Raw genomic sequence first — 16417 nt, 5'->3', positions numbered from 1 at the left:
CATTCCATTGGTAGTCGGAATTTTTTTATCCGACACTTACTTTCGGTCTTTGAATTTACTGTCCATGCACTTTGGGGTGATGGCTGTGCTTTTTGCCGCTCTTCTGTGGATGCTGAAGACAAGTGCTTACCGCTATCGGTGGCTTTTTGGAGGAACGGTCGGTCTGTTTCTGCTGGTTTTGGGAAGTATGGTGACACAGATACAGTGGAATCAAGTAAATTGTGAGTGGGTGCCGGAAAAGAAAATGTATCAAGGCGTCGTTTTAGAACCTCCGGTGGCTAAGGAGAAAACGATGGTATGTAAGGTGAAGACGGAGCATAAGCAGATATTGCTATATGTTTATAGGGACAGTTTGTCGCAAGCCTTGCAAAGTGGGGAGCATATCCTGTTCTATAGTGAAATCCATCCTCCGCATAACGCAGGTAATCCGTATGAGTTTGATTATGCCTCTTATTTGTTGCGGAAACAGATTAGCGGTACGGCGTATGTGTATGCCGGATATTGGCATATCATGGACCGACCGCGTGTGCTCAGCGTCAAGCAACAGGCTTTGGCTTGCAGAGATAAAATTGTAGGGTATTATCGGAAATGGGGATTCAAAGGAGAGGAGTTTGCCGTGCTTTCTGCATTGACGGTGGGATATAAGGAAGAGTTGAGTGATGAGTTACGGGAGTCTTATTCGGTGGCGGGTATCAGCCATGTGTTGGCATTGTCAGGACTTCATGTCGGGATACTTTGGTTTCTGTTAGGGCGTGTATTGCGGCCGTTTTGCCGTAATCAGACAATGCGTATTCTGAGATGGATAGTTGTCACGCTGTTGTTATGGAGTTTTGCTTTTGTGGCAGGGCTGATGCCCTCGGTGGTGCGTGCCGTTATCATGTGTATGTTGGTCGAGCTCAGAGCGCTGGGACGGAGAAGGGGACAACCTCTAGATATATTGGCAATAGCTGCATTCTCTATGCTGCTATATTCTCCCTTCTATTTGTTTGATGTGAGTTTTCAACTCTCTTTTATGGCGGTCTTGGCTATTTCGGTATGTTATACAGAATTGCACCGGCTGTGGTTTATCCGCAACCGTGTCTTGAGATATGTCTGGGGAATAGCAGTAGTGTCTGTGGCGGCACAATTAGGTACGGCCCCATTGGTGATGTACTATTTTTCCGGTTTCTCTCTTTACTTTTTATTGGCTAATCTGCTGGTTGCACCATTGATTCCTATTATTATTTATTTGGCATTGCTGGCTTTTGTCTTTGCATCGGCCGCAGGACTTCATCATTACATCCTGTTTGTGCTGGAAGAAGTTATTAAATGTTTGAATTGGGGTACATGGACTATCAGCCGATTGCCTTCGGCTTTTATTGATTCGCTGTATTTGTCTTCGTTGGAAGTATGCTTGTCCTACGGGCTCTTCATACTGGGCCTGTACTATTGGGCTAACAGGTGCAGAAGAGCATTAATCAGGGTATTTGCAGGAATAAATGTGATTCTGGCACTATTGTTCTATATTCATTTGCCTCATACAACCACTCCTTCCATAGTGTTCTATAATCTGTATAATTGTGCTGCCGTCCATTTTATAGAGGCGGACAATTCCTCTTATTTATATTCAAACCGGAAGGACAGCACCTATGTTTATATGGAAAACATCGGCGAAACCTATTGGAGACGCGAGAAAATGCCGACACCCTATCTGCTGTTGTCCGACTATGAAGACAAGAGGGTATGGAGTCATGAAGGGATTGTCCATTGGAAAGGCATGAATATTTGTATGGTGACTGATGGGTATTGGCACAACAAGTCCGCCACAAATCTGTTGAATATTGATTATATGTATCTGTGTAAAGGATATAAAGGAAAGATTGCTCCATTGCAAAAACTGTTCCGAATAAAGAAGATAGTCTTGGATGCCTCACTCAGCGATTATAAATCAAAAGCCTATAAAGAGGAGTGCAAGACCTTGGGGTTGGATTATATTGATATTTCAGAGAAAGGTTCTTTCCGGATTCTTCTGTGAATAAAGAATAAATTTGTATTTTTGCCATTTCAAAAGAAAAGAAGTATATATGTTATCAAAAGTAATTTCACAAGCTAATATTGACCATGTAGAGAAATGGTTTGAGAGAGCTGAAAAAATAGTAATTGTCACTCATATATCTCCCGATGGAGATGCGATGGGTTCTTCACTGGGGCTATGCCATTTCCTTGAGTCGCAAGAGAAGACTGTGAATGTGATTGTGCCCAATGCTTTCCCCGATTTCCTGCGTTGGATGCCCGGGGCAAAAGATGTCATCCGTTACGATAAATATAAAGAGTTTGCCGATAAGTTGATAGCTGAGGCAGATGTTATCTGCTGCTTAGACTTCAATGTCCTGTCGCGTATTGATGCAATGGCGGATGCTGTCGCTGCTTCAAAAGGGCGCAAGATGATGGTAGATCATCACCTTTATCCCGGCGATTTTTGTCGGATTGTCATTTCTCATCCCGACATTTCCTCTACTTCCGAACTAGTATTCCGTTTGATTTGTCGTTTGGGGTATTTTGAAGATATCACCAAAGAAGGGGCTGAATGTATTTATACAGGAATGATGACAGATACGGGCGGTTTCACTTATAATTCGAATAGCCGGGAAATTTATTTCATCATCGGTGAACTTCTTTCGAAAGGTATAGACAAGGATGAGATTTACCGCAAAGTATATAATACGTATTCCGAAGGACGCTTGCGCCTGATGGGGTATGTGCTTTATGATAAGATGCAGGTCTTTCCCGAATTTAATTCGGCATTGATTTGGCTGACGAAAGAGGAACAAGGCAAATTTCAATATGTGAAGGGAGATACAGAAGGTTTTGTGAATATTCCCCTTTCTATTAAGAATGTGCGTTTCTCTGCTTTCTTGCGCGAAGATACGGAGAAAAATATGATTAAAGTTTCCTTGCGTTCGGTCGGTACCTTCCCCTGTAATAAGGTAGCCGCTGATTTTTTCAACGGAGGCGGGCATTTGAATGCTTCGGGAGGTGAGTTTTATGGCACGATGGAAGAAGCCATAGACTTGTTTAAACAGGCTTTATTGAAGTATGAAGAGCTATTGTTGGCAAAAAAATAGTTATTTTAGTATAATTGCCTAAAAACAATATAAAAGTTTGCGGGTGATTTATTACTTTTGCCCGAAATTATAACAGAATAAGAATGAAGAAATTAAGTATACTGTTCACATCAGTGTTTCTTTTAGGATTGGTTTTCCAGTCTTGTAACAACGGAAAGACCTATGCTGAGATGAAGGAAGAGGAAAGAGAAGCTATTAAGCGGTTTATTGAGAAGGAAGATATCAAGGTAATCAGCTTTGAGCAGTTTCAGGAACAAGACTCAACTACGAATGTTAAGGACAATGAGTTTGTTCTTTTCTCAGACAATGGTGTGTATATGCAAATTGTGGAAAAAGGAAATGGGGATGTTCTGAAAGACGGACGTTATGAAGTGCTGGCCCGTTATGTAGAAGAGCAGATAACGGCAGATGGAACAGGCGACACTTTATCTTTGAATACCATTGGTAATCTTGCACCACACCCCGATGAATTTATGTTGACTAAGTCGGGAAAGAATTTTTCGGCCTCTTTCACTACAGGACAAATGGCCTCTGTATATAGCAGCACGTTTGTTCCCAGTGGTTGGCTGGTTCCGTTTAATTATATCAGGGCCGGTCGCGAAATATCCGGCCGCGCAAAAGTAAGATTGATTGTTCCCCATAGCGAGGGACAAAAGAACGCTTCTGCTTACGTTTATCCTTGTTACTATGAAATAACTTATCAATTAGGACGATGACACTAATTAAATCAATCTCAGGTATCCGTGGCACTATCGGTGGCCATGCGGGGGAAGGTTTGAACCCGCTGGATATTGTAAAATTCACATCAGCTTATGCAACGCTGATACGTAAAACAACGACTGTAAAGAGTAATAAAATTGTAGTAGGACGCGATGCCCGCATCTCCGGTGAGATGGTAAAGAACGTGGTATGCGGAACCTTGATGGGAATGGGCTTCGATGTGGTAAACATCGGTTTGGCTTCTACTCCGACAACCGAATTGGCTGTCACTATGGAAGGTGCGTGTGGAGGTATTATTCTGACTGCGAGCCATAATCCCAAACAATGGAATGCCCTGAAACTATTGAATGAAAAAGGTGAGTTCCTGAATAAGGAAGAAGGAAATGAAGTCCTTCGTATTGCTGAGGCTGAAGAATTTGATTTTGCCGATGTAGACCATTTAGGAAGCTATCGTGAAGACAATACTTACAATCAAAAGCATATTGACAGTGTGTTGGCATTGAAGTTGGTTGACGTGGAGGCTATCCGCAAGGCTGATTTCCATGTAGCTATTGACTGCGTAAACTCTGTAGGAGGAATTATTCTTCCCGAATTATTGGAACGTCTTGGTGTGAAACATGTAGAGAAACTATATTGTGAACCGACGGGGAACTTCCAGCATAATCCCGAGCCTCTTGAAAAGAACTTGGGAGATATCATGGGGCTGATGGCAAAAGGCGGTTGTGATGTGGCTTTTGTTGTTGACCCTGACGTTGACCGTCTGGCTATGATTTGTGAAGACGGAAAAATGTATGGTGAGGAATATACATTGGTAACCGTTGCCGATTATGTATTGAAACATACTCCGGGAAATACAGTTTCCAATTTGAGTTCTACTCGTGCTTTGCGTGATGTAACCCGCAAATATGGTTGCGAATATAATGCTTCTGCCGTAGGTGAAGTAAATGTGGTAGCGAAGATGAAAGCCACAAATGCAGTAATCGGTGGTGAAGGTAATGGTGGAGTTATCTATCCGGAAAGCCATTGCGGACGTGATGCATTGGTAGGTATTGCATTGTTCTTGAGCCATCTGGCACACGAAGGAAAGAAGGTGAGCGAACTGCGTGCTTCTTATCCTCCTTACTTTATTGCGAAGAATCGTATCGACCTGACTCCTGAGACAGATGTGGATGCAATTTTGGCGAAGGTGAAAGAACTGTATAAAGACGAAGAAATCAATGACATTGACGGTGTGAAGATTGACTTCCCCGATAAATGGGTGCACTTGCGCAAGAGTAACACCGAACCGATTATCCGTGTTTATTCGGAGGCATCTACTATGGAGGCTGCTGATGAAATCGGACAAAAGATTATGGACGTTGTTTATAGCTTGGCTAAATAAGAGCTAATATAGTCCCTATATGCATTTGCCATATCAGGAAGGTGAACAAAATCACCGTCCGATATGGCAAATGTCTTTTATGAGAGTTACTCCGCGATATCTTTATCGAAAGCGTCAAAAGGGTATTCGGTCGGGTTTTCGATGGCAAAAATGCCGATGCCTCCTTTTACGTTGCTGGGGAAGATAACAGGATTTTCGAAAGGATCACTGCTGTCATGTTCGTTGTGGGCGGATAATGCACGCAGATATAGATATTCTTCTTGGGAAATGGCATAAAAATGGAGTGTCTCACGGACGGTGGCATGACGGATATGATAGACTAGGCCGTTAAACCAAGCACCGGGGAAGATACTTAAATCCATTGTATATTTCCTGTTGTTGAAGTATATGTCACTAAATACTCTGTAGTCATTCCTGGTAGTAGGCAGGATAGTAATGTCAAAGTCATTGTTGTTCTGATCTCCCGGTTTGCCATCCATCAAAGCGATATCATAGTAATAAGCCGGAGAATTCCAGTAGTTGGATTGTGCAATGGAGTCCTTCAGGGTTTCCTTATTGGTGAGCCGGTACGTGCAATCTTCTTTTAAATGGACGCGGTAGTAATGGGGTTGTTTCTTTTCGGACATGGGAGCCTCCAGTTTTACTTTGAGGCGTATAGCTGTACCAATCCATGAATATACGCCGGATGTCGTTATATGAGTGGTATCCAAGCCGGCTATTTTCAAATTTTCATAAACATTGGTTTCTGCTTCCGCTCTGAAATGACCGTCTTTGGTTTCGACCTCCAAACGTACGTTGTCGCCACTTTGAAAACGGCTGTGCACCGGATAGTAATAGTCGGAATAGCTGTCTCTGTCATTATATAAAGGATTATACTTACATTCATCTATCGTTTCGGACAGTTCTCCGTTGATGTATAATCTGATGATTCCGTTTTTTACTATTTCAGGATTTACACGGTCGGTTAAATTCAGATAAATGGCATTCTCCACTTTGTCAGTGCTGAGAATTGCATTGATAATGAGTTTTTTCGGCTCATTGGTAGTGACAGGTCCTATCTCGGTGGTGCAGGCTGTCAGTAATGCTGTCAATACGAGAAGTAAAGATAACTGTTTCATTATTCTTTAGAATTTATAGGTATACGAAAAAGAAGGAAGGCAGGGAAGCAGTGTCAGTTTCTTGAGTATGGGGACTGCCTGTTCTCCGGGACTGGGTTCTTTATATTCGATATACATGTGGTTAGGGTTCATGGCATTATATGCATTAAACAGACTTACATTCCAAATGCGCTCGCCATGCTTGGTCTTCTTTCGGAAGTTGACTCCTATATTCAGTTGGTGGCTGGCAGGCAAACGATAGTTGTTTCGTGAGCTGCAATATTCGGTAGGTGATATATTCTGATTATTGTTTATAGGATTCTGAGTGCCTGAGTATCCCATATAATAGTAATAATTCTCCCACCAGATATGTCCGTCCGGCAATATCACAGTACCTTTTTCCATTGGGAGGGTAGCTGTATTGCCTGATGCAAACGTCCATGAGGCACTCATGGATATGCCTTTGGTAAATTGATGGTTGAGGGTGATATTAACTGAGTGTCTCCGGTCATATTTGTAGGGGAAACGGCGTCCGCCATTGATACCATGCTCACTGAATTTCCGGTCAGCTTTGGCCAGGGTGTAGTTAATCCATCCGTTGGTACGGCCGCTTTTCTTTTCTACCATGAATTCTATTCCGAAGTTGCGTCCTCTTCCCATTTCCACTTTATCTTCCCAATTGGTAGAGTTGCCTCCCAATGCATTGCCGTCTTTGTATTCCAGTATATTTTTCATGGCTTTGTAATAGCCTTCTACAGAAAATTCCCATCCACGGATTCCGGTGTAGTAGGCACCTACCGAAAACTGACGTGCCAGCATCGGATGAAGGTCTTTGGTGACAGGTACCCACAAATCTGTGGGCATTGCAATGGCTGATGAGGTCAGGAGGTGAACGTATTGTGTCATGTGGGTATATGCCGCTTTGAATGTCAAATCGGGACGTGCGTTATAACTTAATGAGAGTCGGGGCTCCAGAGAGGAATAGGTGTGGTGCTGTACATGAAATAAAGAGAGGTGAGCACCTATGTTCGCTTTCCATCGGTCGTTCAGTTTAAAGTCGTCTTCGGCGTAGAACGATATTTCATGAGAACGGATAGGCCCTTCTCCAATGTTGGCAAGCTCTTGGTTATCTTGGTGACGTGTCAGCACATGCTGCACTTCCGGTCGGAACAGGTGATACAGATATTTGCCTCCAAACTTGATAAAATGGGAAGGGGAGGGATGGAAATCAAAATCCGAAATCATTCCTATGTCATCAATACCTGATTGGTAACGGCTCTTAAAGGTTTCATCTTTGTATGATGCATCGTTTTTGATATGAAATCGGAAATGGTTGTAAGACAGCGTGGTATTGTTGAACAATTGTTCATTGCAAACGTGGTTCAGGCGCAATGTAGCTAGAGTGCTGCCCCAGTTAATGACCTGTTTTTCCTTTTCATTCCATAGTTGCTCATTTCCGTTGACGGTGTATTTGTTCTTGAAGTTTATATTGTCCTGACCGTTGTAGAAGGACAGAAAAAGTCGGTTGCGGTCGTTGAAGCGGTGATTGAGTTTGGCATTGATGTCGTAAAGGAAATATCCTCCTTTACTGTCTTTGTCCAAGAAGGGCTTAATCAACCAATCCAGATAGCTGCGACGTGCTGAAATCAGAAAAGAGGTGCGGTTTTTCCATATCGGTCCCTCAAAATGCAGACGCGACGTAAGCAATCCGATACTGAAGCTTCCATGATAGTGCTGCATGTCTCCATCGTTGGTGCGTACATCCACTACTGATGAGAGGCGGCCGCCGAAACGGGCCGGAAAGCTGCCTTTGTATAAATCTACCTTCTTGACGGCTTCGGGTGTAAAGACCGACAGGAAGCCTAGAGTATGGTCTACATTGTATAGGGGCGCTCCATCTAATAAATACAGATTTTGGTCGGGCCCTCCTCCACGCACATACAAGCCGCTGGTACCGGTGACACCACCTTGTACTCCGGGCAGTAGTTGGATGGTTTTAAGCACATCCGCCTCACTAAGTAAGGCGGGTGTGTTCTTGATATGTGCAATTGGAATGTTGCTGGCTCCCATGCGACTGCTTCGGATACCTGTTTCCGGCTTCTCGGATAAGACAATGACCTCATCCAACTGGTTATCATTGTACATTTGGATGGTAATCAGTGTGTCATTGCATAAGTTCAGATTCATTTCCTGCGTCGTGTAGCCGATATATGAAAAGTTTAGTTTTGTGTTTCCTTCGGGTAATGTTATACTGAAATAACCAAACGGGTTGGTAATGGTTCCCAGTCCGTTTTGTTTGCTATAGATGTTGGCGCCAATCAGTGTTTCTTTAGAAGTGGCGTCCAGCATGTAACCATTTAATGTAACATGTCGTTTGACAGTTTGCGGTTTCTCCTTCTTTAATAGGATATGATGTGCCACAAACTCAAATTTGATATCCTGCCCCATAAATGCCTTGGTCAGTACGGTTTGTAAAGGTACTTTCTTTTGGCTGATAGTTATAGGATGTTTCAATACCACCTCTTCACCATAGATAAAAGAATATCCTGTTGCTTCCTCTATTCGGGCAATGAACTCTTTCAGGTCAGCTTGTTTCAGATGAAGACTGACAGGCATATCCGGTGTCTGTGCCTTAGCGATGGAAATTGAAAAGCAAAGTGATAACATCAAGATTAGTTTCCTGATGCTATGCTTTCGGTAAAATACAAAAATCATTTAGTTTTAGTTTTCTGTTTTAATTCTATTACGTTGGCTTGTGTAGTTTGATACGTAAAGTCACCGATTACGGCGAGCATGTCCAGAATTTCTTTCAGCGTTTCGTTGTGCTTAAAACGGGCATTCAACTTGTATGTACGCAATTGTTCCCCTGTAATCTCAATCTTTACATTGAAGTGATGAGATAATTGGCGGACAATGTCTTCCATCGAAATATCATTGAAGGACAAGACACCGTCTCTCCAGCTTATTTCATTACCTGCATCCTCGTCTGGTTGTGTGGTGAGCGTTCCGGCCTGTTTATGATAAATGGCCGTTTCATTAGGTTTTAATATCACTTGGCTGCCATTGGCATTGTCGCTTACGGCAACACTTCCTTCCAGCAGAGTTGTTTCAACTAAAGAATCGGCGGCATAGGCATTGACATTGAAATGTGTTCCCAATACGCAGACTGTTACCCCGGAAGTCTTTACCCGGAAAGGCTTTTCCGGATTCTTGCTGACCTCAAAGTAAGCTTCCCCGTTCAGTTCCACGATACGCTCCTTACCGAAAGTTTCGGGATAACTCAATTGCGAATGTCGGTTTAGAGTCACAGTTGAACCGTCGGGCAGTTCTAGCACTTGGGTTTCGGCTCCGGTCGATGCCATCAACAGGGGAGAAGGATGCTGATAAGAATAGAACATCCAACCGAATCCTAAGAGGAGAACGAGGACGGCAGCCGCCGCAATGTATCGAATGGTAAATACTTTGCGTTTGTGGGATGCCGGTTTAAGGCGTTTTTGCAAGATGTCATAACCCTCTTCCGCCGAGAATTTTCCCTGCGGTGAATGAGTAGATGAAGCCAGATGCTCCAGCCATTCGTTCAGCTCTTTATCGGATTTCGGTGAATTCATGTTATCTCATTTGCCCGGTAAAGATACTACTTCTTTCGCAGATGAATGGACATTTCCGAAACTTTTGTATCTTTTCTTTCAGGTTTGCAAGTGAGAGTAAGCATACGCTGGCCCTTGGCAATCTTCTGCGGATAAAGTATAACATCTACTTTTACAGACTTTTTGCCTTTGGCAATAATCGGATTAGGTTCTGTAATTTTTAATACTTGTGGTTGTGATGAATTTAGTTTTAGTTTTTGGTCTTCGTCTTGCTTTTCGCCGGCAACAATCTTGATTGTGATTGTTTCCTCCTGGTTGTTGGCGTCAAAAGTGTGGTCGGTCATAGCGCGTTCAAATCCGATGTACTCTTTCGGATAACTGTCATTGTTGCTGCACGCCCCTACTAATAATGCATAGAAGAAGGGGAGGGCCATACGTGTACTTGTTCTCATGTCTTTTACTTTTTAGTTTTAGTTTATTAGTTTTCTCTATAAGTAAAGACAGGCATATCGGTAAATCTCCCTACTCTTTATTCCTAAAATAATTATTTATTTTTTCTTTTAGTCGGGTAACGGCTTTCTGCAGTTGGGCGTCTACTGTCTTAGGACTAATGTTAAGTTCCTCGGCAACAGCAGCATAGCTTTGTTTCTCTTCACGTACTTTGATAAAAACTTCTCGGCAACGGTCGGGCAGTTCATTCAGTGAATTTTCGTACAGAGCGAATAATTCTTCATTAATAATCCGTTCTTCGGGGGAAGGGGGAGGAGGATATTCTTTCGGGGATATTGTCCAATGGCATGGCTTCGCGGCGTTGCTCCTTTTCCAGATAATTAAGGGCGGCGTTGCGTATCAGTGCATAGCTGTATTTATTGAAGTCATCGGGAATCACTTGTCGTTTCCGATTGTTCCATAGACCGGTGAAAACATCCAATACCACTTCTTGTGCCCATTCGTCACGTTGCAGATAGTAGAAAGCAATACGGAAAAAGCGGTCGTAATACAGATTGTATAAAGACCGGAAAGCTTGTTCGGAGTCATGCTTTTGTATTTTCTTTAGTAATTCAGTTTCCTCCATTGCTGTGTAGGGTGTGTCTGTTGGTTGTTAAATCGATGACAAATTTACTAAAAATCTTCTACACGGAGCATATCACTCATTATGCCGTCTGAAATGAAAATACCCGCTCGTGTCAGTTTTAGTGTATCGTTGACTATCTCCAGTGTTCCCTGTTTCAAGTGGGGCTGTGCCATACGCAGACAATAGGCATATAATTTCTCACCGTATTCTCTGCGGAGTTTGGAGAGCGGCATTCCCCATTCGGTACGGATACTGGTAATTACAAAGTCGTTATAGCGGGTGTATAAATCGAGCTCCTCAATCTCGAACGCCGGAGTTCCGTCTTCTATGCCTTTAGTGTATTCGTCCAGTGAAGCAATATTCCATTGACGTGAAATGCCGTTGTAGGAATGTGCCGACGGTCCGCAACCCAAGTATTTCTTTCCGGTCCAATAACTGGAATTGTGTCGGGAATGCAGTCCGGGCAGACAGAAGTTGGATATTTCATAATGCTCATATCCGGCAGCACTCAGGCTGTCGATAAGAGTGCTGAACAAGGCAACGCTCAAGTCCTCATCGGCTTCGGCTACTTTATGTTGTTCGCGAAGTTTCCATAAAACAGTATTTTCTTCGTATATCAGATGATAGGCGGAGATGTGTTCGGGATGCAGGTTTATCGCCTGAACCAAGTCTTTCTGCCACGAATCGAGTGTTTCACCGGGAAGTCCGTACATCAAATCGATACTGATGTTATGAAATCCTGCTCGGCGGCAGTCGTTAAAAGCGTGGATGGCTTGTGCGGCAGTGTGGCGGCGCTGTAATAGTTTCAATGTGTCCTCATTGAACGTTTGGATTCCCATGCTCAGACGGTTGAAAGGCAGGCTGCGGAGCATAGTGATATATTCCGGCGTCAGGTCATCCGGATTTGCTTCAAGTGTGATTTCGGCATCGGGCTCCACATTATACACCTTATATATAAGAGAGAATATTCTGATGAAATCCTCTTGTGACAGCTGGGAAGGAGTTCCTCCACCGAAATAGATGGTTTCTATTGATTCTCCCGAAACATAATCTTTGCGCATCTCCAGCTCACGGCATAAAGAAGATACATAAGCTGTTTTCTTTTCACTTTGGGTAGTGGAAAAGAAATCGCAGTAGATGCAACGTCGTTTGCAAAAGGGAATATGTAAATAGAGTCCGGCCATATATTAAAATAATGCGCAAAACTACGAAAACTATCATTGCTTTTCGCGGTATCGAACAGATATTTATATTTATTTGAGGGATTATCGGAAGAGTAGATAGTATTAAGGTTAAGAATAAGAGGGCATAACGTTTGGGAGTTTGATAATCCTGCCGTAAAACATAGTTTAGTAACACCTGCCTTGAGGTTGCTTTTTTTGTCTTTATTTCCTAATTTGCGCTCCACTTTTAAGGAGATATGAGACACATATCCGTTTGTTAATAATTAAATCTTAGATATCATGAAAGTATATCAGACTAACGAAATTAAAAACATTGCACTCCTAGGCAATGATGGATCAGGTAAAACCACCCTCACAGAGTCATTGCTCTTTGAGAGTGGTATTATAAAACGTCGTGGCAGAATTACTGCCAAAAATACGGTTAGTGATTATTTTCCGGTAGAGCAAGAATATGGTTATTCAGTGTTCTCTACCGTTTATCATGTAGAATGGAACGGAAAAAAACTTAATATAATTGACTGCCCGGGCAGTGATGACTTTGTAGGTGCCGCCCTTACTGCGTTGAATGTAACAGACACTGCTATCCTTTTGTTGAACGGACAATACGGTCCCGAAGTAGGTACACAAAACCATTTCCGCTACACCGAAAAATTAGGTAAACCTGTCATCTTCCTGGTAAACCAGCTCGATAATGAAAAGTGTGACTATGACAATGTATTGGAACAATTGCAAGCCATCTATGGATCTAAAGTAGTTCCCGTACAATATCCGATTGAGACCGGGCCTAATTTCCATGAGTTAATTGACGTGCTGTTGATGAAGAAATATTCATGGGGTCCTGAAGGTGGTGCACCTACCATTGAAGAAATTCCGGATTCGGAAAAAGAAAAGGCGATGGAACTGCACAAAGCATTGGTTGAGGCTGCTGCCGAACACGATGAAACTTTGATGGAGAAATTCTTTGAATCGGAGTCATTGACCGAAGACGAAATGCGTGAAGGTATCCGTAAGGGATTGGCTGCACGTGGCATGTTCCCCGTGTTCTGTGTATGTGCAGGTAAAGATATGGGTGTTCGCCGCTTGATGGAATTCTTGGGAAATGTAGTTCCGTTTGTAGATGAAATGCCGAAAGTACACAATACCAGAGGTGAGGTGGTAGAACCGAATGCTGAAGGTCCTACTTCACTTTATTTCTTTAAAACAGCTGTTGAGCCGCATATTGGCGGAGTTCAATATTTCAAGGTAATGAGTGGAACCGTACATGAAGGTGATGATTTGACAAATGCGGATCGTGGCTCAAAGGAACGTATGGCACAGCTCTTTGTATGCGCCGGTTCAAACCGTATTCCCGTTGAAGAATTGCGTGCCGGTGATATCGGCTGTACAGTGAAGTTGAAAGACGTAAAAACTGGCAATACGCTGAACGGTAAAGATTGCGACAACCGTTTCAATTTCATCAAATATCCTAATGCTAAATATTCTCGCGCTATCAAACCGCTGAACGAGGCGGATGTGGAAAAGATGATGGTTGTACTGAACCGTATGCGTGAAGAAGATCCCACTTGGGAAATCGAACAGTCTAAAGAATTAAAACAGACCATCGTTCACGGACAGGGTGAGTTCCATCTGCGTACATTGAAATGGCGTTTGGAAAACAACGAGAAGTTGCAGATTAAATTTGAAGAGCCGAAGATTCCTTATCGTGAAACAATTACCAAAGCAGCCCGTGCCGATTACCGCCATAAGAAACAATCAGGTGGTGCCGGACAGTTTGGTGAAGTTCATCTTATCGTAGAACCTTATTATGAAGGTATGCCGGTTCCCGATACTTATAAGTTTAACGGACAGGAATTCAAGATAAACGTAAAGGGTACTGAAGAAGTTCCATTGGAATGGGGCGGTAAATTAGTGTTCATTAACAGTGTAGTGGGAGGTGCTATTGATGCACGTTTCATGCCGGCTATTTTGAAAGGTATCATGAGCCGTATGGAGCAAGGACCGTTGACCGGTTCTTATGCCCGTGACGTCCGCGTGATTGTTTATGATGGCAAGATGCACCCGGTAGATTCCAATGAAATCTCCTTTATGCTTGCCGGACGTAATGCCTTCAGTGAAGCGTTTAAGAATGCCGGTCCGAAGATTCTGGAACCTATTTATGATGTTGAAGTATTTGTTCCAAGTGACAAGATGGGCGATGTGATGAGCGACTTGCAGGGTCGTCGTGGTATGATTATGGGCATGAGCAGCGAAAACGGTTATGAGAAATTAGTTGCTAAAGTGCCTTTGAAAGAAATGTCCTCTTACTCCACTTCTTTGAGCTCATTGACCGGTGGCCGTGCTTCATTCATTATGAAGTTTGCCAGCTACGAACTCGTTCCGGGTGACGTTCAAGATAAATTAATGAAAGAATTTGAGGCGAATGAAAATAAGGACGAATAATGTAAACTGTAAAAAATAGCATCTAAAAGGAACGCTTTTCGTTAAAAAGGCGTTCCTTTTTATTTAAGTAACCTTAAACTTTTAGGTTTATTATTTGGTTTTGAACTTAATTTTTTATTATTTTTGCAAACCAAGTGGCGTTAATTTTGTTATAGTAGTCAGATTATTAGTTTAAATGACTTTTTCGGTTAATTATAGAGAATTGCCGTTTAAATTTGGTTAATCCATTATGTAATAAGGTTTAACGCTTTTAATTTTGCTGGCATGAAAAAGTCTACTATTTGGATATTAGGAATTGTAATGGGTCTCTCATTTCTGAGTTTGCTTTACTTGCAGGTAAGCTATATTGAAGAAATGGTGAAGATGCGCAGAGAGCAATTTGATGAATCGGTTCGGCGCAGTTTGGACCAGGCGTGCAGGAATATTGAGCTGGTAGAAACAAAGAAATATTTGGAAGACGATGTTATTGCTACCGAAAGAGCTGCTCAATTATCCCGGCAGCAGGCTGCACAAGAAGGAAAGGATGAAGGCGAAGTGGTTGCACACACACAGCATTATGCTGTCTCTTCGGATGGGTTGGACGGTTATTCTACTTTCGAACTCAAGATGAAGATTAGTACAAACCGCCCGGCCAATGTTCCGAAGGCAATTATCTCTACCGGTAAAAATATCCCGCAAACAGCCAGAGCGTTGCAGGAGATCATCAAGGAGCGATATGTATACCAGCGGGCATTGTTAGACGAAGTGGTTTATACTATTTTGCGTACAGCCAGTGATAAACCGCTTAAAGAGCGTATTAACTTTAAGCAGTTGGATTTGTTTATAAAGACGGAATTACTGAATAACGGTATTGATATTCCGTATCATTTTACAGTAACGGATCGTGAGGGAACGGAGGCTTATCATTGTCCCGACTATACGAACGAGGGTAGCGAGAACACTTACCGCAAGGTAATATTCCAGAATGATCCGCCTGCACGAATGGGAATGGTAAATGTTCACTTCCCTGATTTGAACAGTTACATATTCAGTTCTGTTAAATTTATGATACCGTCGCTCATTTTTACGTTTGTATTGCTTGTGACATTCATCTTTACCATCTATATCATCTTCCGCCAGAAGAAGCTGACAGAGATAAAGAATGACTTCATCAACAATATGACGCATGAGTTTAAGACACCTATCTCTACCATCTCGTTGGCGGCACAGATGTTGAAAGACCCTGCAGTGGGTAAGTCTCCGGCTATGTTCCAGCATATTTCGGGGGTTATCAATGACGAGACGAAACGTTTGCGTTTTCAGGTAGAGAAAGTATTGCAGATGTCAATGTTCGAAAGGCAGAAGGCAACGCTCAAGATGAAGGAAGTGAATGCAAATGAACTGATAGCGGGAGTCGTTAATACTTTTACATTGAAAGTGGAAAAGTATAATGGGAAAATCACTTCCAGTTTAGATGCAGAGAATCCTGATATATTTGTGGACGAAATGCACTTTACGAATGTTATCTTTAACTTGCTGGACAATGCAGTGAAGTATAAGAAACCGGAAGGAGAACTGCTGCTGAACATACGGACATGGAACGAGTCAGGTAAACTTTATATCTCGATACAGGACAATGGTATCGGTATCAAGAAGGAAAACCTGAAAAAGATATTTGATAAGTTCTATCGGGTACACACCGGTAACCTGCACGATGTGAAAGGATTCGGTTTGGGCTTGGCTTACGTGAAGAAAATAATTCAGGATCATAAAGGCGTTATACGTGCTGACAGTGAACTGAATGTAGGAACTAAATTTATTATTGTATTACCTTTATTAAAAAATGAATAA

Annotated in this window: 11 protein-coding genes and 1 pseudogene; 6 read left to right on the top strand and 6 right to left on the bottom strand. The window is 42.5% G+C overall.

Annotation, left to right across the window (positions count from 1 at the left end; translation table 11 throughout):
* The first annotated feature begins 79 nt into the window (after positions 1-79).
* From QYT14_RS03225 to glmM, 4 genes are all read left to right on the top strand, one after another.
* Positions 80-2014 (top strand): ComEC/Rec2 family competence protein, encoded by a 1935-nt coding sequence (locus QYT14_RS03225; RefSeq protein WP_288324213.1) that lies wholly within the window; start codon positions 80-82, stop codon positions 2012-2014.
* A 49-nt stretch (positions 2015-2063) separates the two neighbouring features.
* The gene (locus QYT14_RS03220) at positions 2064-3104 is read left to right on the top strand and encodes a bifunctional oligoribonuclease/PAP phosphatase NrnA (RefSeq protein ID WP_237040455.1); all 1041 of its coding nucleotides are present in this window, start codon (positions 2064-2066) and stop codon (positions 3102-3104) included.
* An 83-nt stretch (positions 3105-3187) separates the two neighbouring features.
* A complete protein-coding gene (locus QYT14_RS03215) occupies positions 3188-3820 on the top strand; it encodes a DUF4827 domain-containing protein (protein ID WP_237040454.1) in 633 nt (210 codons plus the stop codon).
* The gene (gene glmM / locus QYT14_RS03210; protein WP_288324214.1) at positions 3817-5205 is read left to right on the top strand and encodes a phosphoglucosamine mutase; all 1389 of its coding nucleotides are present in this window, start codon (positions 3817-3819) and stop codon (positions 5203-5205) included. The genes QYT14_RS03215 and glmM overlap by 4 nt, the downstream gene beginning before the upstream one ends.
* A gap of 86 nt (positions 5206-5291) precedes the next feature.
* On the opposite strand, the gene QYT14_RS03205 is transcribed toward glmM, so the two are convergent.
* From QYT14_RS03205 to hemW, 6 genes and pseudogenes are all read right to left on the bottom strand, one after another.
* Positions 5292-6323 carry a DUF4249 domain-containing protein gene (locus QYT14_RS03205; protein WP_288324215.1) on the bottom strand — a complete coding sequence of 344 codons (1032 nt, stop codon included), beginning with the start codon at positions 6321-6323 and terminating at the stop codon, positions 5292-5294.
* A 6-nt stretch (positions 6324-6329) separates the two neighbouring features.
* Positions 6330-9017, bottom strand: coding sequence for a carboxypeptidase-like regulatory domain-containing protein (locus QYT14_RS03200; RefSeq protein WP_288324216.1), 2688 nt, complete (start codon positions 9015-9017; stop codon positions 6330-6332).
* The gene (locus QYT14_RS03195) at positions 9014-9910 is read right to left on the bottom strand and encodes a FecR domain-containing protein (protein WP_288324217.1); all 897 of its coding nucleotides are present in this window, start codon (positions 9908-9910) and stop codon (positions 9014-9016) included. The genes QYT14_RS03200 and QYT14_RS03195 overlap by 4 nt, the downstream gene beginning before the upstream one ends.
* Positions 9911-9936: 26 nt before the next feature.
* The gene (locus tag QYT14_RS03190; RefSeq protein WP_237040449.1) at positions 9937-10341 is read right to left on the bottom strand and encodes a hypothetical protein; all 405 of its coding nucleotides are present in this window, start codon (positions 10339-10341) and stop codon (positions 9937-9939) included.
* A gap of 70 nt (positions 10342-10411) precedes the next feature.
* Positions 10412-10964: pseudogene (locus QYT14_RS03185) on the bottom strand (RNA polymerase sigma-70 factor).
* Positions 10965-11011: 47 nt separating this feature from the next.
* On the bottom strand, positions 11012-12148 hold the full coding sequence (hemW, locus tag QYT14_RS03180) for a radical SAM family heme chaperone HemW (protein ID WP_288324218.1): 1137 nt from the start codon (positions 12146-12148) through the stop codon (positions 11012-11014).
* A gap of 279 nt (positions 12149-12427) precedes the next feature.
* Between hemW and QYT14_RS03175 the strand changes: the two genes are divergently transcribed.
* A complete protein-coding gene (locus QYT14_RS03175) occupies positions 12428-14587 on the top strand; it encodes an elongation factor G (protein ID WP_237040446.1) in 2160 nt (719 codons plus the stop codon).
* Between the two features lie 264 nt (positions 14588-14851).
* On the top strand, positions 14852-16417 hold the full coding sequence (locus tag QYT14_RS03170) for a HAMP domain-containing sensor histidine kinase (RefSeq protein WP_288324219.1): 1566 nt from the start codon (positions 14852-14854) through the stop codon (positions 16415-16417).

Source organism: uncultured Phocaeicola sp., assembly GCF_948499155.1.
Taxonomy (GTDB): domain Bacteria; phylum Bacteroidota; class Bacteroidia; order Bacteroidales; family Bacteroidaceae; genus Phocaeicola; species Phocaeicola faecalis.
The sequence above is the reverse complement of the archived record's forward strand: the minus strand, read 5'-3'. Positions and strand labels throughout refer to the sequence as shown.